This is a genomic window from Paenibacillus sp. GM1FR, from assembly GCF_002803315.1.
GTDB lineage: Bacteria > Bacillota > Bacilli > Paenibacillales > Paenibacillaceae > Paenibacillus > Paenibacillus amylolyticus.
The window spans coordinates 232,845-253,722 of the sequence record NZ_MKZL01000033.1 but is presented as its reverse complement, the minus strand read 5'-3'; the positions used below and the strand labels follow the sequence as shown (position 1 = coordinate 253,722).

The 20,878-nt window shown below is 44.7% G+C and carries 18 protein-coding genes; 3 read left to right on the top strand and 15 right to left on the bottom strand.

Features of this window, described 5'->3' with window-relative positions; genetic code table 11:
• Positions 1-185 precede the first annotated feature (185 nt).
• The 10 genes from PAEAM_RS21260 to PAEAM_RS21215 all read right to left on the bottom strand — a co-directional run bounded on the left by PAEAM_RS21260 (position 186) and on the right by PAEAM_RS21215 (position 14,024).
• A complete protein-coding gene (locus PAEAM_RS21260; RefSeq protein ID WP_100528867.1) occupies positions 186-1,904 on the bottom strand; it encodes a hypothetical protein in 1,719 nt (572 codons plus the stop codon).
• Between the two features lie 243 nt (positions 1,905-2,147).
• Entirely contained in the window at positions 2,148-3,020 is an 873-nt protein-coding gene (locus PAEAM_RS21255; protein ID WP_100528866.1) for a carbohydrate ABC transporter permease, read from the bottom strand.
• Positions 3,021-3,058: 38 nt separating this feature from the next.
• Entirely contained in the window at positions 3,059-3,961 is a 903-nt protein-coding gene (locus PAEAM_RS21250) for an ABC transporter permease (RefSeq protein ID WP_100528865.1), read from the bottom strand.
• A gap of 110 nt (positions 3,962-4,071) precedes the next feature.
• A complete protein-coding gene (locus tag PAEAM_RS21245) occupies positions 4,072-5,673 on the bottom strand; it encodes an extracellular solute-binding protein (RefSeq protein ID WP_100528864.1) in 1,602 nt (533 codons plus the stop codon).
• 394 nt (positions 5,674-6,067) lie between these two features.
• Positions 6,068-6,442 carry a hypothetical protein gene (locus PAEAM_RS21240; protein WP_133120471.1) on the bottom strand — a complete coding sequence of 125 codons (375 nt, stop codon included), beginning with the start codon at positions 6,440-6,442 and terminating at the stop codon, positions 6,068-6,070.
• Between the two features lie 237 nt (positions 6,443-6,679).
• Positions 6,680-8,923 carry a helix-turn-helix domain-containing protein gene (locus PAEAM_RS21235; RefSeq protein WP_100528862.1) on the bottom strand — a complete coding sequence of 748 codons (2,244 nt, stop codon included), beginning with the start codon at positions 8,921-8,923 and terminating at the stop codon, positions 6,680-6,682.
• A 21-nt stretch (positions 8,924-8,944) separates the two neighbouring features.
• The gene (locus PAEAM_RS21230; RefSeq protein ID WP_243391424.1) at positions 8,945-10,168 is read right to left on the bottom strand and encodes an MFS transporter; all 1,224 of its coding nucleotides are present in this window, start codon (positions 10,166-10,168) and stop codon (positions 8,945-8,947) included.
• A gap of 49 nt (positions 10,169-10,217) precedes the next feature.
• A complete protein-coding gene (locus PAEAM_RS21225) occupies positions 10,218-11,270 on the bottom strand; it encodes an ROK family protein (protein WP_100528861.1) in 1,053 nt (350 codons plus the stop codon).
• A gap of 36 nt (positions 11,271-11,306) precedes the next feature.
• Positions 11,307-12,512, bottom strand: coding sequence for an ROK family transcriptional regulator (locus PAEAM_RS21220; protein WP_165790003.1), 1,206 nt, complete (start codon positions 12,510-12,512; stop codon positions 11,307-11,309).
• A gap of 672 nt (positions 12,513-13,184) precedes the next feature.
• On the bottom strand, positions 13,185-14,024 hold the full coding sequence (locus PAEAM_RS21215) for a YitT family protein (RefSeq protein WP_017688839.1): 840 nt from the start codon (positions 14,022-14,024) through the stop codon (positions 13,185-13,187).
• 374 nt (positions 14,025-14,398) lie between these two features.
• Here PAEAM_RS21215 and desA point away from each other — a divergent pair, with 374 nt between their 5' ends.
• The 3 genes from desA (at position 14,399) to PAEAM_RS21200 (ending at position 17,289) form a co-directional block, all read left to right on the top strand.
• On the top strand, positions 14,399-15,457 hold the full coding sequence (gene desA / locus PAEAM_RS21210; RefSeq protein ID WP_036608678.1) for a Delta(5) desaturase DesA: 1,059 nt from the start codon (positions 14,399-14,401) through the stop codon (positions 15,455-15,457).
• Between the two features lie 87 nt (positions 15,458-15,544).
• On the top strand, positions 15,545-16,693 hold the full coding sequence (locus PAEAM_RS21205) for a sensor histidine kinase (RefSeq protein ID WP_100528859.1): 1,149 nt from the start codon (positions 15,545-15,547) through the stop codon (positions 16,691-16,693).
• Positions 16,690-17,289 carry a response regulator transcription factor gene (locus PAEAM_RS21200; RefSeq protein WP_036608692.1) on the top strand — a complete coding sequence of 200 codons (600 nt, stop codon included), beginning with the start codon at positions 16,690-16,692 and terminating at the stop codon, positions 17,287-17,289. The genes PAEAM_RS21205 and PAEAM_RS21200 overlap by 4 nt, the downstream gene beginning before the upstream one ends.
• 181 nt (positions 17,290-17,470) lie before the next feature.
• Here PAEAM_RS21200 and PAEAM_RS21195 read toward each other — a convergent pair whose 3' ends face one another.
• The 5 genes from PAEAM_RS21195 to PAEAM_RS21175 all read right to left on the bottom strand — a co-directional run bounded on the left by PAEAM_RS21195 (position 17,471) and on the right by PAEAM_RS21175 (position 20,774).
• Complete coding sequence (locus tag PAEAM_RS21195) at positions 17,471-18,382, bottom strand: hypothetical protein (RefSeq protein ID WP_076327843.1); 912 nt, start codon at positions 18,380-18,382, stop codon at positions 17,471-17,473.
• Between the two features lie 44 nt (positions 18,383-18,426).
• Positions 18,427-19,167: a polysaccharide deacetylase family protein gene (locus PAEAM_RS21190; RefSeq protein ID WP_100528858.1), complete on the bottom strand. Its 741-nt coding sequence runs from the start codon at positions 19,165-19,167 to the stop codon at positions 18,427-18,429.
• A 469-nt stretch (positions 19,168-19,636) separates the two neighbouring features.
• Positions 19,637-20,140, bottom strand: coding sequence for a ferritin (locus tag PAEAM_RS21185; RefSeq protein ID WP_036608705.1), 504 nt, complete (start codon positions 20,138-20,140; stop codon positions 19,637-19,639).
• A 156-nt stretch (positions 20,141-20,296) separates the two neighbouring features.
• Positions 20,297-20,416 carry a hypothetical protein gene (locus tag PAEAM_RS21180; RefSeq protein WP_017688846.1) on the bottom strand — a complete coding sequence of 40 codons (120 nt, stop codon included), beginning with the start codon at positions 20,414-20,416 and terminating at the stop codon, positions 20,297-20,299.
• Between the two features lie 100 nt (positions 20,417-20,516).
• A complete protein-coding gene (locus PAEAM_RS21175) occupies positions 20,517-20,774 on the bottom strand; it encodes a YolD-like family protein (protein WP_036608707.1) in 258 nt (85 codons plus the stop codon).
• Between the last annotated feature and the right edge of the window lie 104 nt (positions 20,775-20,878).

The window sequence follows — 20,878 nt, the reverse complement described above, 5'->3', positions numbered from 1 at the left end:
TACCATCTTCTGATCGCTGTTATCCCCAGATTTTTTTGATCCCCTTCTCCAAAGGGAAAAATCCGGTGATAGCTTATGCTTCCGATGCAACTTTCTTGCAGAAAGCTTTCAGGCGAACGCTCCGCTTCTTCAGATCGGTTCTGCACTCTTCGTTCTCGTGTAAATGTTCAGTTCATCTTATATACCTATTTATTCCTCAATCCGTTGTCTTCACGGAGGGTGAGTTCAAATCTCATCTTGTTTGCCGTCTTTCCAGGCACATAACGATAGATGATCTCCGCATGATTCACGTACATTAACACGGATGGTTCAGGTGCTTCAGCCTTCACGGTACACGTAAGTCCTGGGAACTGCCATAACGCTGTTGTAATATCCTCCTGACGAAGGGATGGCCCTCTGATTTCAAAATAAACGTCGATTTCTTCAGCCGTATCCAGCTCCACATCAATGGTTAACGAATCTGGTGTGAGATCCGCATCAAACGTTACTCCGCGCAGATGACTGTTCCACCCCTCGCCTACCTCACGGCGGATCAAGCGAAGATAATAACGCTCCCCCGTCTCTGTCTGCCAGTGGATCGTGGCTGGATGCATCTGGCCATTCGTATTCACACTTCCCGACATGGCCCCGATCATCCGATCCTCACCAATCCAGGCTTTGGCTGTACACAAATTCCGATTGGTAGTTGGATCATTACGCTCACACAGTTCCATGAACCGCTTCTGCACAAGCCGATCTTCTTGATGAGCCTTGAAATACGGCACGGCTTCAGCGGGCACATCCACCCCAAGGAGCGCAATCAGTGGATCATGGCCTGACTCACAGTTGATTCCTGCTAGATATTCATACCCTTCTCCAAGCAAGAGATAGATAAAAACACCGATCGAACTATGCTCTCGCATCTCCATGTCGTACGCCCGGGAGAACGGGCCGGAGAGATTCTCCAAGTTGGCATTATAATATAGCGCAATGTTATTCCACAGCCCATGTTCAATCCGGTGTCCAATTTCGATCAAACGTTCCGTGAGTCCATACTTTCGATACATGCCAAGCACGGACAGATCCACTCCGTAATACGTTGTCGTATTGAACTCGGCGAATGTACCGTTGTATTGTTCGAACTCCTTTATCAATCCCTCCGCCTGTTCATCCGAATGCCGAATCCATTCTGTCCGGTTCAAGCGATGGCCGTAGTAGTGGGTAATGAAAATATGCATTAACTCAATATTCGTATTCATGGGAATTACGTCGGATAACCTGCGTTCTATTGACCCTTGGACAGCCAACTCCATCGCATGGTCCATCCGTTTCATGAGTGTCTCCGGCAGTAGTTCGGCGAATTCGGCAGTTACGACCACACAGACACAAGCGATAAACTCGCGCCAGTTGGGATCATAGCTGATCCAGACCGGTGGCAGAACCTGATTCACTGCCGAATAAAAAAGGTGTTTCAGTTGTTTGGGGTCTGCTGCCTCTGTTAGCAGAGAACCCTCTTCCTGTAGTTTATGGATAAACTGCGCAGACACCTTCTCAAAGGTGCGTTCCAGGAAATAGGCCGTGCCTGGCGCAAAAGATTTCCAAGCATAGTGACCCGCTGGTGGATGCACATCAGTTGGTCGGGTCGCGAAGGTTCCGTGATAGATCTCATCCGGAGCGTCATATTGAACATCGAGCACCTTGTGGAACACCCGCATCGCGCGTTCCACATCACCAGGCTCATTTCGAATCAACAACCCAAGCGCATAATGTGCACTGGCTCGTGTGCTGTGCTGCGATGAATCCTCTTCTTCGAAACTACGAAGCAGATCCAGTTCCTTATCATAGAAGCTATCCATCATCGTCATGGACTGATTTACAAGATACTGTTGCTCTTTCGACATCTTCTCTACCATTCGTTGTGTCATGTCATGGACCTCCCGAGACTATAGGTGTGTGTTCAAAAAGATCAGTTTTCAGTACCAAGAAGATGGAATTAAGCTAGAAATGGAGTAGCGGAGCGTAGGACAACTACGTGAGCAACTACAATGTTTCCGAAGGAAACATACTTCGTAAGCCTCCCGCTTATTTCGGCTAAATTTCATATTCGATGCTGATGATGCCACTAGGCATCATTCGTAATCAAAAGTGAACTTTTTGAACAACCTCTATTAACCTTTTACAGCACCTACCATTACGCCACTGATAAAGTACCGCTGCAACCACGGATACACAAGCAGGATCGGTAACGTTGAGAATATAACGCTGGCTGCTTTCAGACTCTCAGGCAGGACTTGAACAGCACCAATACCTTCGTTCTGCATCAGTTCTGTAATCTGGTTTTGCTGAATCATCTGATACAATTTCAATTGCAAAGGGTACAGCTCTGGCTTGGTAATATACATGAGTGCATCCTGGAAACCATTCCACCGTCCTACCGCGTAGAATAGGCTCAGTGTCGCCATAACCGGAAGGGATAGTGGCAAAATAATGCGCATAAGTGTTCCAAAGTGGCTGCTTCCATCAATGCCTGCTGCTTCTTCCATGCTTTCGGGAATACCTCTGAAGAAGGTAATGAGGATAATCATATAAAACGGACTAATCAATCCAGGCAGAATAAGTCCCCATGTGCTATCGAGTAGATGTAGATTTTTGATCAGAATGTACTCGGGGATAATGCCGCCACTGAAAAACATCGTCACCACAATGACAAGCATGAACCACTTGCGCCCTTTCAGATTGCTCTTCGCCAGTGGATAAGCTGCTGCAATGGTCATCACCATGCTTAGCACCGTACTCAGGACGGTCAGCCAAATGGTATAGATGAGGGAACGAATCATTGATCCATCTGCAAATACCTTGGTATACGCCTCAAAGGACAATTCTTTTGGGAAAAAGGAAACTTCTCCTGAACCGATCGCCCGGTTGGAACTGAGGGAGATCGCAATAATATGAATGAATGGTGCAAGACACACCACCATCGTAATGATAATAAGAATGACGTTTACCGTGTTGAATATTCGATTCGCCGTGTTTTCAGACATCTCACTCACTCCTTACAGATCATATGTGAATCAATCCACTACATAATGCTCTCATCGGTTAATTTCTTGGACGTATAGTTCGCTCCGAGTATGAAGACAAGTCCAACTAATGCCTGGAACAAACCTACAGCTGTTGCGAGCGTAACCTGACCAGATTGTAAACCGACACGATAGACAAATGTGCTGAGCACATCCGAGTATTCACGTACAGCCACGTTACCGATTATAAACGGTCGGTCGAAGCCGATAGAGATCATGTTGCCGACATTGATGATCAATAAGGTAACAATCGTTGTTTTGATGCCTGGCAAGGAGATGTGCCAGATTCTGCGTAGCCGACTTGCTCCATCCACTTCTGCGGCTTCGTAGAGTTCCCGGTTAATGCCCGTGAGAGATGCCAGATACAGAATCGTACCCCAGCCTGCACTCTGCCACACGCCTACCGCAAGATACGTAAAGAGCCAATAGTTTTTGTCTGAAAGGAAAGGTAATGGATCAAATCCCATGCTCATTAAGATATTGTTAATGAAACCAGATTGCGTACCGAATACTTGAAGTACGATCCCTCCAATAATAACCCACGAAATAAAGTGAGGATTGTATAGTAAGGTCTGTGCCAACTTTTTGAACCAGGCCTTCTTCAGCTCGAACAATAAGATGGCCAATATAAGTGGTGCTGGGAAGGAAACCAGTAGATCCAGCATGTTAAGTACTAACGTGTTGCGTAATGCCGTGTAGAATCCCTGATTTTGAAACACTTCTCTGAATGCATCCAAGCCAATCCACTCACTACCGGCGATCCCTTGAAAGAAGTTAAAGTCCTTGAACGCAATCTGCACGCCATACATTGGCCCATACTTGAAAATAATGAAGTAGATCATGGGCAGTAGGAGCAACGCATATAGTTGCCAGTTTCTGCGGAAATAGATGCTTGTTTTCATATACCTTCCCCCCATGTCATTCAGATTCTTCATCAAGGCGATGTTGCCATCGCCCTAATGAAATCCCTGTTCTTTGTTGTCATACACATTAGATGTGATCTCTACTCTACTTATTTCATCGCTTTGTAAGCTTCTGTACGTTCATCCAAGATTGCTTGACCACCGCTCGCCATGTAGTCCTTCATCATGCTGTCATACGTAGCTTCAAAATCAGCGGGTTTGGAAATGGTTGTTTTCACGAAAAACTCCATAAACTTGTCTTTCAAGCCGTTACCGTAACGTGCTTCTGCGTCAATCGGTTTGGAGAAACGTACCGGTTGAATGGTGTCCGTGTTAGAGATCGCTACCGACTTGCGCATATCATCCCGATACTTCGACTCTACCTGTACGACATAAGCCTCTTCATTTTTCTTGTCATCTCCAACGTATTTACCGTTCACGATAATGGCAATGTCACCGGAATTATAGATACGGCCTGCAATTTCAGGAGAAGCATCATCTTTGATCAGTGGTACCCCATCCACAAGTTCATAGTTCTCGTTTTCAACACCGAATTGCAGGTCGAACAGGTTGTTGCCCGAAGCCATCCAATCCAGATACTTCATCGCGGCTTCCGCATTTTTGCTCGATTTTGGGATCATGACATACATCGCATTGGGTACATATGCCGGTTTGGCGAATTTGCCTTCGGAGTTTTTGAATGCATCAATCGGTGTCATCACTGCACCCGGTTGATTGGTTTGCAGGTTTTTGTACGTACCGGAGATATAAATCTCCCCTGCATCCTCGGTGTAGAATCCAACTTTGCCGTTAGATACATCTTCCCACAGCTTTTTCTTGTCTTTGTCGAGTCCAAAGTCCTTGCTCATTAATCCTTCATTATAAAGTGTGTTCATATATTTCAGGGCGTCCTTGAAACCAGGCAACAACGTTGGATAGTCATTGGAACCCAGTTGTTGCGTTAATGTATATTTCTGTTCTTCCGTCAGCGGTTCAATGAATGACCAGATCAGTGGTTCATATTGAGCCGAGGCAATGGACATCCCCATCGGAATAAGTCCTGTACCGACTTTACCCGGATCTTTTTCCTTAAAGGCCTTCAGTGTTGTATGCAGCTCCTCAGCTGTCTTAGGGGAAGGCAATCCGAGTGCATCCAGCCAGTCCTGACGAACATAGGATGCGTACTTGCCAAGTACAAGACGTTTACCTGGAACCGCAAACTGTTGTCCATCGTATTGACCGTAGGCCAGCGTTTCATCTCCCAGGAACTTCTTCAGGTTAGGACCACTTTGATTGATCAGATCCGTAAGTTCGGTTAGACCTCCTTGCTCTGCATACCGGTTGAATGTTCCTGAATCGTAGGTAAATACGATATCAGGTACTTCAGAGCCACTCGCCATCAGAACGTTAAGTTTCTGTACTTCCTCCGAGCGTGGTACCGGAACAAACTGAACATCGATGTTGTTTGGGTCACCAAACTTCTCTTGAATGAAGCGAGTCAGATAACTGTCCGAAATGGTGTAGCCCGCCGGAGTGTTTCCCCGATCGAAGATTTCTACTTTCAAAGTCGTTTTTCCCCCCGAGCTCGACTCTCCAGATGAAGATGTTGATTCGCTTCCTGATGAACATGCAGATAATAATAGAGTGAATGCTGTTACCACTGCGAGGATTGAACTTGCCTTGCCTGCCTTACGTCTTTGAAATAATCTCATCTGACCTTTCCCCTTTCGCACACTCTCTGAATGGATTCACATGATTGCCACTCCACTTTGTTCATCCCATTTTGTTGCACCTGTGAATGTCACTAATCATTACATACGATCTGATATTTAGACAATAAACTATTTTCAAAATGTGAAATTCACGTTTTTTACGTTAAATACCGCGATATATAAACATGTTTCCTGACAATATACAATTTTCACACCTTTAATGTTAACTATAATAACATATTATGTTGCATTAAGATCGATTTCTCATACCTAATCTGGCATCACCCAGCTTGCAATAATCTTTTTTCCATTAAATCTCTCTTCAAAAAATGAAAAAGAGACCACATCTTATGTGATCTCCTTGTTTAGCAACACGTGTAGAACGATTCCACGACTAATTCCTCGGCGGAAGATTAAACTTCATTTGACCAAACAACGTATCGATGGCATTTCCCGCAAATTGATCGATGACATGTTCGTTGGTCGTGTCCGTATGTTCCAAAATCAACACATTATACTTCTCATCATAATGCATTCCGCCCAAAATAAATCGTACTGGAATGTTCTGAGCTGCCCCTGCCTTCGAAATGGCCTGAATAAGTTCGGATTCATGCCTTTGTTGACTTGTCGTGTAGGTACCAACAGGTATAGTTATCGTATATGACGAGTCATCTACATGAAATGTAAATGTGTTGTTCCTTGCTGTAATGGTAACCCGTTTACTGATATCTACTGATCCCCATACTTGCTGACCGTGTTTGTACATCATTTTCACTCCTGCCCTATTAATCTATGAATTGTCATAATGCTAGTATAGGACATTCGTAAAATTCCTTAACAACATACCAGCTACACTGGCCTAAGATCGTGGTTAAATACCAAAAAAATCTCCTGCAAAGGACGATAAGGGACGAAACCTTATTGCCTCATACAGGAGATTTCATAGATATCTCTAGGATTATTGGATTTTACCCGATACGCGAATGTTCTAACACGTGCAATTCCGTTATTGATCCCCTTGTTTTCCACTCTGCTTGCGGTAGTCCCCTGGTGTCAGGCCCATAATCCGTTTAAATACTCTGCCGAAAGAGATGGCATTGGCATAACCCACTTGAAGAGCAATATCCTGAACAGCCATATCGGTTGCAGACAACAGACGACAGGCCTTTTCGACCCTCAGTTTCACCAGAAAATCAACAAACTTCATCTCAAACTCTTCCTTGAACAGATAACTCGCATATTTGCCCGAGATCTGGAACCGATCACTCAGATGTTTCAGCGACAGATCCGGATCATCAAAATGCTCTTCAATATAAATCCGGAGCTCGTTGATCATCGCGCGATGACTTTTTGTTTCATTTACAGATACATAATTGCGATAAACCTCTTTAAGCCACTCCTGCAAAATCTCTTGAATCCCCTCCAGTGTCTCCACCTGCTGGATATCACTGCGAAGACGAGTCAGAATTTCCTCGGCAAATTGGCTTTGCAACCGCTCAGACAGCTCCCCGAATTCACGGGACAACATCTGGATTAACGCCTGCAGCAACATGCGAATATCGTTATCTGTAATCTGATCTTCGTTAAACGCAACAAACATCTGATCCAGCTGCGTTCGCCAACCATCACCGGTTAGCCTGAATTCACGGACAAAGTCTGCGAGCATCTGCAAATACTTGTACGATTGCAGCTCAATACGATCCGGCAGTTGCTCACTGAGAACGATCGCATCTTTACCAAGGGTAAGTCTATGTTGCAAACCCGCATCTGCACTCGCATAGGAACGAGTAATCTCCTCCCAGCCCGATACGGTTCGTCCAATTCCGAACGTAAACCGTAGGCGGAAGTGTTCCGCAATCCACATATGCATCTGCTTAGCCAGATCCATAAGTAATTCACGGTCCAGTCCTTCCTGCTCATCCGATGCAATCACCACAATAAGCCTGCGGTTCCCAAACCATTCAGCCCAACCGCCGAACTGGGTCTCATTCTGCACAAGTTCTTCCACTACGTTCATAAGCGCAATCTTCAGAATATTCTGATTGGTCGAGAGATCGTCACCATTCATCTCCGCAATGAGGACAGCAACACTCTTCGGTTCCATGAATCGTTCCTCTAGCGGTTGCAGATGGCGAAGTCGCTGACGGAACGAATCCATCCGCTCCCCTTCCATCAGATCAACAAGCAACTGTCTGCGATGAATCAGCAAGTTTTCATGATGTTGTTTCTCATAGTCAACCGTCTGAGCAATCAGATGTTCCAGCGCACGGTCAATGAGGGCCAGTTCATCTTTAACGGATGGAGCTGCTTCCTCCTCCTCGGCACGTGGCTGTAACGCCTGAATTCGATTCATGATCAGCTGGATGGGGCGTGTATTTCTTCGAGTAATGTAGATTAGTCCCGCCACCGCACCAACAATCGTTAATAAACCAATACCGATCCACACATAAGAAACAAGGGATACCCATGAATACAGCTGTCCGGATTGAATACCACTCTCAAAGACCAGACCAAGCTTGTCCGCAGTCACACGATTAAGGATTTCACCTGCTGAAGGGTCCATTTGATGCGCGGTATAGATCAGATTGTCGCTTTTATCCCGAACCTGAAGAACAGATAACTTTTCATTGGTCATGTTATCAATCTGCCGGTCCACTGCATACATGCGGATGGTAATGACGAGCAGTCCTTCCCCGCCCCACGGTAACGGAAGCCACTTATTCATGCTAATCACCTGTGAAGGTACGTCGAAGGAACGTTCCTTATAATCACGTGGCAGGTTCCAACCGAGGTACTCCCGATCTTTCAAGGCTTGCTCAATATAGGCACGATCTTCGAAATCTTCCAAACGCATCATGCCTCTGGGCGTAAGAATCTGGGAATCGGACATGCGATAGAGATAAATGGATTGAATCATATCCTGCTGATCCAGCATACGTCCCAGCCCACTTGCCGCATCATAGATGAACTGACTCGATAATTGTCCCTGGCCAGCTTCCAGAAAGCGACTATATGTTTTGTTTGCACCAATGTCTTCAAGCAACCGAAGTTCAATGTCGCTTAGTGAGCGCTCCAGTGTATCCACGATATAGCGGGTGGAGATCATGTCAGCTTTTTGTGTTTCGTTACGTGAGAGTTCGTTGACAATCAGGAAGGAGAGAAAGATCAGAATGGAAATCGTAAGCAGAAAAATAGGAAAATACGAATACATCAACTTGGTGTGCCAATTCCGCTTCAGATTTACTTTCATAGGCTCCAACTCCTTCCATCTCTATTCTAATGAGTATGCTCTTCTCTGTTCTTTGGCCTGCCTGCTGACGATATACAGAATCACTGATCCTAGTGCCGCACTGATCGTGCAAGCCAGATACATCAGTGATGGACCGCCGGAATCGAGTAAATATCCGTTAAGCATATTACCAACAATTCCGCCCAGGCCAGCAAACACCATGTTAAATAAACTTTGTCCTGTGGCCTGCATTTCCCGTCCCGTAACCGATGCCACATATTCCACTGCTGCGATATAAAAGAATCCGAAGGATAACCCATGCAGCACCTGAACGCCAATCATGACCTCAGGTGTCGGCCATAGCCATTGTATCCCCCAACGTAACATATACGCCCCCGCTGCAAGCAGCATCGTGCGTTCATGCCCCCATTTTCGGAGTATGAATGCCGCTGCCAACATGGATGGAACATTGGTAATCGACGCAAGCAACAACGCCGTACCTGTCATGGTCACAGAACCGCCAGCCATCTGAAATGAAATAACAAAAAAGGAGTTAAACGCAGTGAGCGTTTGGTTAACCAGGAAACAACCTGTTAGAAATAGAAGGAATGTCCGGTTTCGGAGCAATCTTGCCAAACCTACGGAGAAGGTTACCGAGGACGAGGATATACTCGTCTGCCGGGGGAGTGTACTTGCCAGTATAGCGCTCAGAATGTTAAACAGGAGAAATGGCAGCCATAACATGTGAATGGAAAACTGGGAGAGATACATCCCTGCGGCAAATCCCCCAACTCCCGTTCCTATGCTGCCGAAGAGTCGGATCATGCCATATGAGGTGTTCGCGGCTCTCGCGGCTGTAACCGCATAGGAGTCAGCAACGGGTATTTGAGTCACTTGGAATATAGTGCATAAAGTATAAATCAATATTAATATAAAGTACACTTGAATATTGTAGAAATACGCTAACGATGCAGGAACAAGCAGGCTTATCACCAGTACGAACCGTGTCTTTTTAAACTTATCTACCAGAATTCCCCATATTGGTTGAAGAATAATGGATACGAGTGTGCCAAACGCCATAATAAATCCGGTTTCTTTACTGGAAAAACCTTGTGCTACCAATATGGGATTAATGTACGGGTTAAACATCCCCCCGGCAAGCCCCATAAACAGATATAGGCCCTGTAATTGGAGTAAAACACGTTTTGCATCATTGGAATCGGCTTTTATTTTCTCTGTGTAAGCCTTCATATGTCTACTTCTCATCCGGATCTCCATCCTTTATTTCTGTAGTTGCTTCGCCTATTCTCTATTTTTAAGTGCGTGTCAGACTGGACCTGATTGCAGCCAATGCCCCGATTGCTCCTGCTTTGTTCCCCAGTTCAGCTACAGCTAGAAGTGTAGGCAGAACAGTGTAACGTTGGAGGCGTGTGCGCACTTCGTTTAGATAATAGGATGGGTTGGATGCAGCCACGCCACCACCGATCACTATAATGGAAGGATTGAGTAAAGCCGTAATATTCGCCAGACCTCTCGCCATATAACGCATGGGTAGTTCCAGAATCTCCAGGGCAGCAAGATCTCCCGACTCCGCTGCTTTGAATACATGCCTGGCTTCAATCTGTTCCGCTTCCCCTCCTGCCAGACTCATGATCAGGGATAAGGAACTTCCCTTTCCAGTAGCAAAATAACGCCTCGCTTGTTCGGTAATTCCCGTACCTGAAGTCACTTGCTCAAATACGCCAAAGGAATCCGCATCCGCAACGTAACCGGTATGAAGCCCTTCGTCTCCTGCAATGAAATGCCCAATCTCACCTGCTGCTCCATTCTGGCCGCTATAGAGCTGTCCATTCAGGATAAGAGCAGATCCAATGCCTGTTCCAACCGTGACCATTACACAGTGTTGATGTCCCTGTGCTGCCCCTTGATCATATTCTCCCATTGCGGCCATATTCACATCATTATCCAACATGATATTCCCGCTGTAATACTTCGCAATAACAGGGCGAATATCTAGCTCAGGCCACTGAAAAGCGGGAGCATTTCGCAGTATCCCCTCCTCTTGCAGAATCACACCAGGGAATCCCAAGCCTGCACCTTTAAGTTGATCCAGACTGCATCCAACTTCGCGGCAGAATATTTCCAATTCAGTGAATAACCATCGGAAGAACTCATCCGGCTGATCACTGGCAAGCGTAGGCAAGATACGTTCATGAACTTCATTTCCAGCCTGTTGTGATGACAAGAGCATTAATGTTTTGGTGCCTCCAATGTCAATACCTGCAATCCAGCCGGATAGATCACCTCCAACCGTACCATTCTGATTGGTCTGATAATTATTACTTACGTTTTTCACGGATTCTGTCATGCCTTTTCCCTCCTCACATGTTGTATATCCAATCTCTTATTCCATGGCTTCCTGCTGAAGGTTCAGCATCGTTTGTTGTATGGCCACCTGTACCGCGCCAGTGACAACAGCCTGCTCACCAAGCTTGGAACAGATTAACTGTGGTTGCACAGGGAATTGCTCAGAGATGATCTGCCTCAGTAAAGGCAATAACACATCACCGTTCCCTCCTACCCCTCCGCCAAGCACAATGAGATCTGGAGCAAGCACAACGCTAATCTGACGCAGAGCGGAAGCAATCTTCTGGCTGTATTGTTGTAGAATGTCTAACGCCTCTACTTCTCCACTGCGCGCAGCTTCAAATAACTTCTCGGGAGTCAGGTGTCTGTGAAGATCATCTGCACCCGAATCAGCAGCCTCCAATAATAGTTCATCATGCTGATCTAGATAATCTTTCGCCAGTTGCATCAGACCATCAGCGGACAGCACTTCCTCCAGACGTCGGCCATCGTCCACCAGCATCTCCGCGATTTCTCCAGTTAAGCCACCTAAACCTCGAAGCAGTTGGCCATGTACCATGATGCCAGCGCCCGTCCCTGTGCCGATGGAGAAAAAAACAAACAAGGGATATCCTGCTGCTGCACCACTCCGATACTCCCCAAGGGCTGCAAGATTCACATCATTTTCCAGAATAACTTCACAGGGAAAAGCTCCTGACAACGACTCTAGAGAGAAAGCTTCTTCCAGACCCGCTAACGGGTCCACAATACGATTGATACGCCCTGATTCAGGCAACACTACGCCTGGTATACCGAACCCGATGCACTGAATCTGATCCCAGTTCAGATGATTCTCATCAAGCAGTTCGTTCATATGGCTTCGAAGAAGCTCCAACATCGTCGCTTCCGCTCGCTCATAAGCTTCTTGAACAACCATGGGATATGTTCGATAGGCAATGATCTCTCCATTCAGATCGGATAATGCAATCCGAATACGAGTTGCGCCGATATCTATACCACAGACATAATAAGCCGTTTCGTTGAAACGAATGAGGGTTGCTTTTCGACCCTGAGCGTTGTCAGCTGGCCCCATTTCCCTCACCAGATTACGGTCAATCAGATGTTCGACTGCCAAAGATACTGTTGGTTTACTAAGTCCGGTCTGACGGCTGATATCCGCTCTCGACATGGTTCCCTGAGTTATGAGGGCATCCATGATAAGATTTTCATTCAGATTGCGGATATACTGCGGTGTGCCAGCCATGTTATCGCCTCCTCTTATAGTTAGCATTTTTCATAATTCGATTAAAGTCGCTCTCGGGTACAAAATATAGACGAATAACACCGTTTCGATCTATATCTTGCTGATTGTAAAACGCTCTTGGAAATTATGCTAAATGCTTAGTTAGTTAGGTTTGTTAACAAATTGATTAAATTCAATATATCATCGTGTTTGGTAGGTGTACAGCTTTTTGTCATTGCACTCTTTTAGTAGAAAGTTTTACTAGAAAGAACCAACCTTCACCTGTAACACAGAAGCCTAATAAAGGAATTATTATACAATAATAGACGTTTATACATTTCCGAAACAGTGACACGCTCATAGAATACCTTATCACGATCAGGGAGGTTTTAATATGTATAGAAAACATCATAAATGTCATCATCCAAGACCAAAGTGTTTTTACAAAAAAATTACGAAAACTTGTGTTACCAAAGTTAAATATGTCCCTACAAAGTGTAAAAAACACTGTCATGTCACTGTTGAATATTGCGGAGTCAAAAAAAGAAGACATTACTAATACTCTTTTGCCCTTCTCTTCGGAGAAGGGTTCTTTCTTATTGAACTAGATTAATACCGGATACCATTAACCTATCAAAAAAGTTGCGGTGATATTTCACCGCAACTTTTTTCTTCCTTATATACATATATTCATCAAGTTTTAGAGAGTTCAATAAATCCTTCACCGAAAACATCACGCACGTCATGAATGGTGATAAAAGCAATCTCATCTTCTGCTCGGACAATCTTCTTCAGCATAGAAACTTCCTGCTTGCTAATCACAATGTATAGAATTTCTTTCTTATTTTTTGTGTAATAGCCATGACCGGACAGGACGGTTACTCCGCGATCCATCTTCTCAATGACTTGCTTTGCGATTTCATCCTGTTTGGAAGAGATAATCATGACTGCTTTTTTCGGATTGAGCCCTTCAATAATGAACTCCATTGTTTTCGTTCCGACAAACAGCAAGACAATTGTACACATTAATCCTTGTGGTCCAATGATGAAGTATGAGGAGAAAGCCACAATCAGATCGAAGAACAGAAGTCCGTAACTGATATTCCAATCCAGATATTTGTTGGCAAGTCGGGCCAGGATCACTGTCCCCGCCGTTGTGCCTCCCACTCTAACAATCAAGCCAATACCAAGACCGGCAAATAATCCGGCAAAAATGGTATTGATCCAGAGTTCATCCGATGCAATCGTCCAACTCTCCGTCAGATGCAGGAACAACGAGTTGAATACCACTGCAATAATCGTATATACCGTAGTCGTTTTATCAAGAAACCGATATCCCACAATTAACAAAATACCGTTCAGGATCAAGTTCATCAGTCCAGGGGACCATTCAAACAGGTAATACAAAATAATCGTGATACCCGTGACGCCGCCTTCAGCCAAATCGTTCGGGATGACAAACAGGTTCACCGCCAGTGCAAACAGAAATGCACCTGCCATAATAAATAGGATATCCGTAATTCGTTTCTTCATTATGCATTCCATCCAATCCATCAGAAATCAACCTAATCGACCCGTCTCATAAGTTGTCATAATCACTCAAGGATAGATTTTACCATGCTCACAACAAAATTTGTATACATAATACAAATTGTTGCGTAATTTGTGCAAAGGAATTTGTAAAACCTGCTCTTCTGACCTTCGCAGAGCTATTGAGCATCATACACCCATGACAAATGTCATGGTCCGTCATTGATATTCATCATTACAGAAGGCTGACGTTTATGACTTACTGTCATGTTCGGATTGTTTTACAATGATAAAAACGCTTCCTACAGGAAAGTCTAGCGGGAAACGCCAAGTTGTAGCTGATTACAGTTATAACGATTGAAGGAGGACACAATTTTATGAACAGATCAAAAGAAATGGCCTTAAAAAAAGAAGTTACCCCTTACGAAAAAAATGATCTCAGACTAAGTATCCGCCAGTTAATCAATACATTGCTCCCACTCTTCTTGTTATGGGCTGCAGCTTACTTTAGCTTATCGGTTTCCTACTGGCTGACCTTCCCGATTGCCTTGGTGGCATCCGGATTTGTACTGCGGACCTTTATTATTTTCCATGACTGCTGCCATGGTTCATTCTTCAAGAGCAAACGCGCCAACGATATTCTCGGTACCATTACTGGTGTATTAACAGTGACACCCTATCAGCAGTGGAAAAACGAGCATTCTATCCATCACGCAACAAGCAGTAATCTTGACAAACGTGGTGTAGGTGATATCTGGGTTATGACAGTTGACGAATATAAAGAAGCTTCTCCTTGGGGTCGTCTCTTCTATCGGATTTATCGTAACCCGTTTGTATTGTTTTGTATCGGACCCATTTACGTGTTTCTGTTGGCTTACCGTTTTAACCGCAAAGGTGCTAGACGTAAAGAACGTATCAATACACACCTGACTACCGTATTAATCGTAGTGCTCTATGCATTCATGTCCTGGTTAGTCGGATGGCAGGCTTTTGTAATGGTGCAGGCACCTATCTTCTTCTTCTCCGGTTTCTTTGGTATCTGGTTGTTCTACGTCCAACATCAGTTCGAAGAGACGTATTTTGAACATGAAGATGAGTGGAGTTATGTAAAAGCAGCTGTTGAAGGCAGTTCTTATTACAAATTGCCAAAATTATTGCAATGGATCAGTGGTAATATCGGGTTTCACCATGTGCATCACTTGAGCCCACGTGTACCTAACTATTTCTTGGAAGAAGCACATAACGCAACACCACCTTTGCAAAAAGCAACGACTATTACATTACGTTCCAGTCTGGTTGCCCTGCGCTTCCGTCTGTGGGATGAAGATTCTAAACAGTTTATTAGCTTCAGACAGCTCAAAAAGCTATCCCGCAAGCCGTATGTTCAACCGCCTATCCGAGTAACCAATCCAGCGGGTCTGACAGAGAAGCCTTAACTCTGTCGGATTCGTTTTCTTGTGTTCAAGCCATAGTCATGCTACAGTCATGCTAAAGTTGAGTACAAGTGCAAGGAGGAGAATTACATTCAAAAGTGGATGCAAAATTTTTATAAAAAAACAGGGTTGAACCTTTATGTATGGCTCGCCTTTTTCATCCTGCCATTCTATTTTATATCGCAATATTCTAAATTATGGACGATGGTAACCGGCATCATTATTATCCTCGTTTTCTTCGTCTGTTACCTGCTCGCCTTCATCACCAAGGGCTGGCAGGTGTACATGTGGATTGGAATGCTTATTGCCATATCCATTACGATGACGATCGCCTATGATTATGCGTATTTCTCATTGTTTCTTGCTTTCTTTATTGGGAATATTAAAAATAAAGCCGGTTTCTTCACCCTCTACTCGGTGAACCTGGGAGCCAGTTTCGTAACCATTAATTACGGTTTCATTAATCAGAGTTCTCTGTTGGTGAGCCAACTCCCGTTTGTATTCATCAGCTTAATGGCCTCCATCCTGCTCCCAATCAGTACGTATAACAAAAACAAAACTGAACATTTGGAAGGCCAATTGGAGAATGCGAACAAGCGACTTGATGATCTCGTGAAAATGGAAGAACGCCAGCGTATCGCTCGCGACCTGCACGATACACTTGGACAGAAGCTCTCTCTGATCGGTCTGAAAACCGATCTGGCGAGGCGGCTGCTCCGCAATAATCCCGATCAGGCCGAGATTGAATTGAACGACCTCAGACAAACGGCAAGTACAGCTCTGAAGGAAGTCCGGGAAATGGTCACCACCATGCGTGGTACACAATTGGTCGATGAACTGTTCCGGGCGGAGCAGATTCTGAAGGCCGCTTCGATTGAATTTGTGCTGGAAGGTAATCCGAAGTTACAGGATACGTCACAATTGAATGAAAATGTGCTCGGTATGTGCTTGAAAGAAGCTGTCACGAATGTCGTCAAACACAGTCAGGCAACAACCTGTACTATCATCATTAAGGAAACACTAGCGGATAATGTAGTAACCGTTCAAGATAACGGTGTTGGAATAGAACGAACTCGCAAACAGGATCGGCGCGGAACAGGAATTTTGGGCATGAAGGAACGACTTGAATTTGTGAACGGATGTCTGGATATTCGCTCTGCGACAGACATCCCGGGTACAGCGATCATTATTCATGTTCCGAAACTCGTTCACAAACCGATAAAGGAGGCAGAATCATGATTAGAATTGTAATCGCGGAAGATCAGCGCATGATGCTCGGCGCCTTGTCCTCCCTCCTCAATCTGGAGGAAGATATGGAAGTCGTCGGACGTGCCAGCAACGGCCAGGAAGCCCTTGCCCTTGTCCAGGAGCTTGCACCAGACATCTGTCTGATGGATATAGAAATGCCCGTGAAAAGCGGCCTTGAAGCTGCAGAAGAACTCAAAGGAATGAGCTGTAAGGTCATTATCCTGACCACTTTTGCCCGGACCGGATATTTCGAACGTGCCCTAAAGGGCGGTGTCCGTGGTTACCTGCTCAAAGATAGTCCAATTGAAGAACTTGCCGAATCGATCCGCCAAGTTATGAATGGCAGACGCATCTTCGCTCCCGACTTGGTAGATGAAGCTTATGTAGAAGAAAACCCCCTGACAGAACGGGAGAATGCCGTACTAGGCCTCATGGCAGATGGGAAAAACACCAAAGAAATCGCCGGGCATCTGTTCATCACAACGGGCACGGTGCGTAACTACATCTCCATTATTCTCAACAAGTTAAATGCCAGTAACCGCATTGAGGCCATCACTCGCTCCAAGGAAAAAGGGTGGTTCAAATGAAAGCACCGCTTTAACCTATTGAAACAAAAATAAGCATGTACCCCGGGCTACATAAGCTGCGATAACATGCTCAAAATAAAAAGCTTGGCCCAGCAATTTCTTCCTGGGCCAAGCTTTTTTTAGGTGTATCGTAACAATCCCACACTCATTTCTTCTACATTGCAGGATAACCGTAGAATACTTAAGATTTCACAGATACAACCATGCCAAGAGCTTCTAATGGCACTTGATCGGTCTTAAGCTGATGAATTTGGTTACCGTCCTGCCATGAGACCGTTACATGAACAGACTGTCCACCACTTGGATATTCAACCTTGATATACCCTTTATCTTTAGGTACAGGCAAGGTATGTAACTCCAGGTACTCCACCATTTTTTTCGCTATGCCCGGATTATTCATTTCATCTTCGGATACCGAACGAATTTCCAGCGTCCATCTACCTTCTTGCCAAGTCAGATATTGACTGCCTGCGGCACCTTCACTCATACCTTTGATGCCATGTCCCAGATCCACAGCCATATCTGCTGGAATATCTTTCAGGTCCGTCTCAGGGAATATTTCTGGCTGATCCGGGTCCTTATAGGTCTTCACTTCATAGGAAGCCAGTACAGGTATCTTACTGTCGGATGCAGTTAAAGATTGATCATTAATGGCAACAGACTGAGTGGTAGCGTAGAAGTTTACCTTAAATGCATCAGCAGTATTGGACAGTATTGCCGCCCCCAAAGATGTACCCTTGTCCAATGAAAATGAAGTGGGTAACGCTGCATCCTTCATCTTCAACTGGTTGCGAACTTGTTTGATCACATCATTCACACCTGAATGACCAGTGGCAACTTGGTTGTCATTTGCCTTCGATCCTGATGTGTCTTCATTATCTGTTGTGCCCGTATTCTCTTTGGTTCCTGTTTCATTTTCATTAGAGAAATCAGCACCACCGCTGCCGGTCTCGGTCTGCTCCCCCACTGTTGTCGTTGGTGAAGAACTATTCTCTGATGATGCTGTATTTGAATCCGGTCCGCCACATCCTGCCAAAGCAAGCAAAACCGCTGTCGTTACTGGAATCGTGATCCATAATGGCTGTTTCTTCATGATGTGTACCTCCTTCGTTGTAGCCAATCTAAAAATTCAAAAGATTAACGCTTGTCGTTCCAGAAGTTAACCGGCTGTACTTTTTTGCTTAATACTTCAAAACGATACCCTTCTGACTTCAATGTTTTTAATACTTGCGGTAATACTTTCAGCGTTGCTTCCTGGTCGTGCATAAGCACAACAGGTGTTGTTCCGCTCTTTTGCACATTGTGAATCTGCTTCATTACACTGTTATAGACTTTCTGGTGATCTTTCTTGTATTTCCAGTCTTCCGAATCGACATTCCAATCCCATAGATGGAATCCACCCTGGCCCAGCAGTACATTACGGAATGCCGGTTTGAGATAAGGTTTACTACCATATGGCGTCCGAACGAGACTTGTTTTAACTCCGGCAACCTTGTTCAGACTTGCATTGGCCTGTTGCATCTCTTTCAATCCGCTATATGCAGATTTATAGAATTTGCCTGGAACGTGAGTCACACCATGCAGACCCCATCCATGCCCGTCAGCTACGATACGTTTGGTAGCCTTCTGAAATTGCTCCATTTGAGGTCCCAGCATGAAAAACGTTGCTTTCGCATGATATTGATCCAGAATATCCAGTAACTGACCCGTATGAGCGGTTGGCCCATCATCAAACGTCAGGTATATGATTTTGGAATTTGCTTTGCTTGCACCATCCTTGGATGCAGCTGATTTGGCAGATACCGACTGCGGCAATAATAGTGGAATGATTAGTAAAATAGCAAGTGTGACCATGATAGATTTACGAATATGTAGCATAATTAAAAGTCTCCCTTGTGTGTTATATTTCCCCGGGTGTCCATGTTTTTCTACCTTCATCCCTTGGCGATTTATCCTAATACTATCAAAGATAGTGGCTCCTGTTCTCGCTCCAAAGGCTACGGTAGAGTTACACTTTTGTCAGATAAACCTAAAATTTAATACGAATTTGATAGATTTGCGCAAAATAAGATCCCGGCAGGATAGATCAATTGTGACATATCCTCTATTACCCACATTCAGAATTTTGATAGACCTTTACTCCAATTCAAGCAAATCTATACAATCATTCAATCTGTACATGCAAAAAAACCTGCACAAGTGCAGGCTTCTTTGTCTTCAATAAGCATATGGCATCAAACCATCATCCCTTGCAAGGAGATTGCCCCCATTGCTTTCAGGATCATTACCTCATGCTGTATGTAAATGGTGTTTTGACGCTGGAATCTTCTCGACTCCCATCGTGCATTTATTCAGCAGGAGCAGTGAACGAACGTTTGCCAAACTCGGCATCCAGCATGTAGAAGGCATTGCTGTCTTTTTCAATGCGGCGCAGCTTCTGAATAATATTGTCAAACAAAGCTTCCTCTTCAACCTGCTCATCAATGAACCATTTCAGGAAATACATCGTTGCATGTTCACGTTCATTCAGAGCGATGTCAGCCAGATTGTAGAATTTTTTCGTGTTTTGCTGTTCATGAGCATAACCATGCTCAAACACATCCAGCATCGAAGCATATTCATTCTTCGGTTCTGGCAAAGCCTCAAGTGTGGCACGTTGCCCACGATCATTCAGGAATTTGTATATTTTCATGCCATGGAATCGCTCTTCTTCCGCTTGCACGATGAAGAAGTTCGCAAATCCATCCAGACTTTTGCTGGAACAATAGGCTGCCATAGCCAGATATACATGAGCGGAATAAAACTCAAAGTTCATCTGTTCATTTAAAGATTCTGTTAACGTTTGGCTCATAATCAAAACACCTCTTTCTTTCTCTAGGGATGGTTATATTCTAACATAACGTAAGCAGGACTTACACCGATTTTCTACAAAATTCGCCAAGGACTGAACGAACAAAAAAGCTCTGCCGCGATGGCAGAGCTTCTTTCATTCTTTAGAGATATGCAATTATACCAAGAACGCTTTGGAGATGATAACCAACAGGATGAACAGAACCAGAATGGCACCTACAGAAGTGAAACCTCCGTATCCGTAGCCTCTTGTTTCTCCACCTAATACTTCGCTCATTGACCGTACCTCCTCTGCAACAGGTATGGGTTATCTTATGCAGGAAGAACGACTTTGACAGGGCGGATGCCCTAATTATTCAGATTGCTGTTTTTTTCGTTCAGTACCGGGGAGATTGCACACGCATGATATCCAGAAAAGGTACCTTCGCTGTGAACTCTTCTTCGGTATACTCTACATGCACGAGTCGTGTACGGGAGTCCATTTTGACGATGACTCCTTGCACCTGATCTTCTTTGCCCCATACCGTCAACAGTACTTCCGAACGTTCCCGAAAAGCTTCAACCAGCTGGTTTCCCAACTCTTCGAGTTCAAACTCATCCCGTGTAGGTCTTTTTGCTACTTTTGCTTTTGCCAATGTGGCTGCCTCCTCTACTCCGACGTCCCGATTCCACGGGTTGATTGCCGAGTTCATATTCAATTAGTATACCATTCATTTACGTTCGTGTAATCTCATGGCAA

Excerpts from the sequence above, each read along its gene's own strand:
- PAEAM_RS21240 (WP_133120471.1), bottom strand. The coding sequence starts at position 6,442 with ATGATGTACAAACACGGTCAGCAAGTATGGGGATCAGTAGATATCAGT.
- PAEAM_RS21260 (WP_100528867.1), bottom strand. The coding sequence starts at position 1,904 with ATGACACAACGAATGGTAGAGAAGATGTCGAAAGAGCAACAGTATCTT.
- PAEAM_RS21245 (WP_100528864.1), bottom strand. The coding sequence starts at position 5,673 with ATGAGATTATTTCAAAGACGTAAGGCAGGCAAGGCAAGTTCAATCCTC.
- PAEAM_RS21230 (WP_243391424.1), bottom strand. The coding sequence starts at position 10,168 with ATGAGAAGTAGACATATGAAGGCTTACACAGAGAAAATAAAAGCCGAT.
- PAEAM_RS21195 (WP_076327843.1), bottom strand. The coding sequence starts at position 18,382 with ATGAAGAAACAGCCATTATGGATCACGATTCCAGTAACGACAGCGGTT.
- PAEAM_RS21220 (WP_165790003.1), bottom strand. The coding sequence starts at position 12,512 with ATGGCTGGCACACCGCAGTATATCCGCAATCTGAATGAAAATCTTATC.
- PAEAM_RS21215 (WP_017688839.1), bottom strand. The coding sequence starts at position 14,024 with ATGAAGAAACGAATTACGGATATCCTATTTATTATGGCAGGTGCATTT.
- PAEAM_RS21250 (WP_100528865.1), bottom strand. The coding sequence starts at position 3,961 with ATGAAAACAAGCATCTATTTCCGCAGAAACTGGCAACTATATGCGTTG.
- PAEAM_RS21255 (WP_100528866.1), bottom strand. The coding sequence starts at position 3,020 with ATGTCTGAAAACACGGCGAATCGAATATTCAACACGGTAAACGTCATT.
- PAEAM_RS21235 (WP_100528862.1), bottom strand. The coding sequence starts at position 8,923 with ATGAAAGTAAATCTGAAGCGGAATTGGCACACCAAGTTGATGTATTCG.
- PAEAM_RS21190 (WP_100528858.1), bottom strand. The coding sequence starts at position 19,167 with ATGCTACATATTCGTAAATCTATCATGGTCACACTTGCTATTTTACTA.
- PAEAM_RS21185 (WP_036608705.1), bottom strand. The coding sequence starts at position 20,140 with ATGAGCCAAACGTTAACAGAATCTTTAAATGAACAGATGAACTTTGAG.
- PAEAM_RS21225 (WP_100528861.1), bottom strand. The coding sequence starts at position 11,270 with ATGACAGAATCCGTGAAAAACGTAAGTAATAATTATCAGACCAATCAG.
- desA (WP_036608678.1), top strand. The coding sequence starts at position 14,399 with ATGAACAGATCAAAAGAAATGGCCTTAAAAAAAGAAGTTACCCCTTAC.
- PAEAM_RS21180 (WP_017688846.1), bottom strand. The coding sequence starts at position 20,416 with ATGAGCGAAGTATTAGGTGGAGAAACAAGAGGCTACGGATACGGAGGT.
- PAEAM_RS21200 (WP_036608692.1), top strand. The coding sequence starts at position 16,690 with ATGATTAGAATTGTAATCGCGGAAGATCAGCGCATGATGCTCGGCGCC.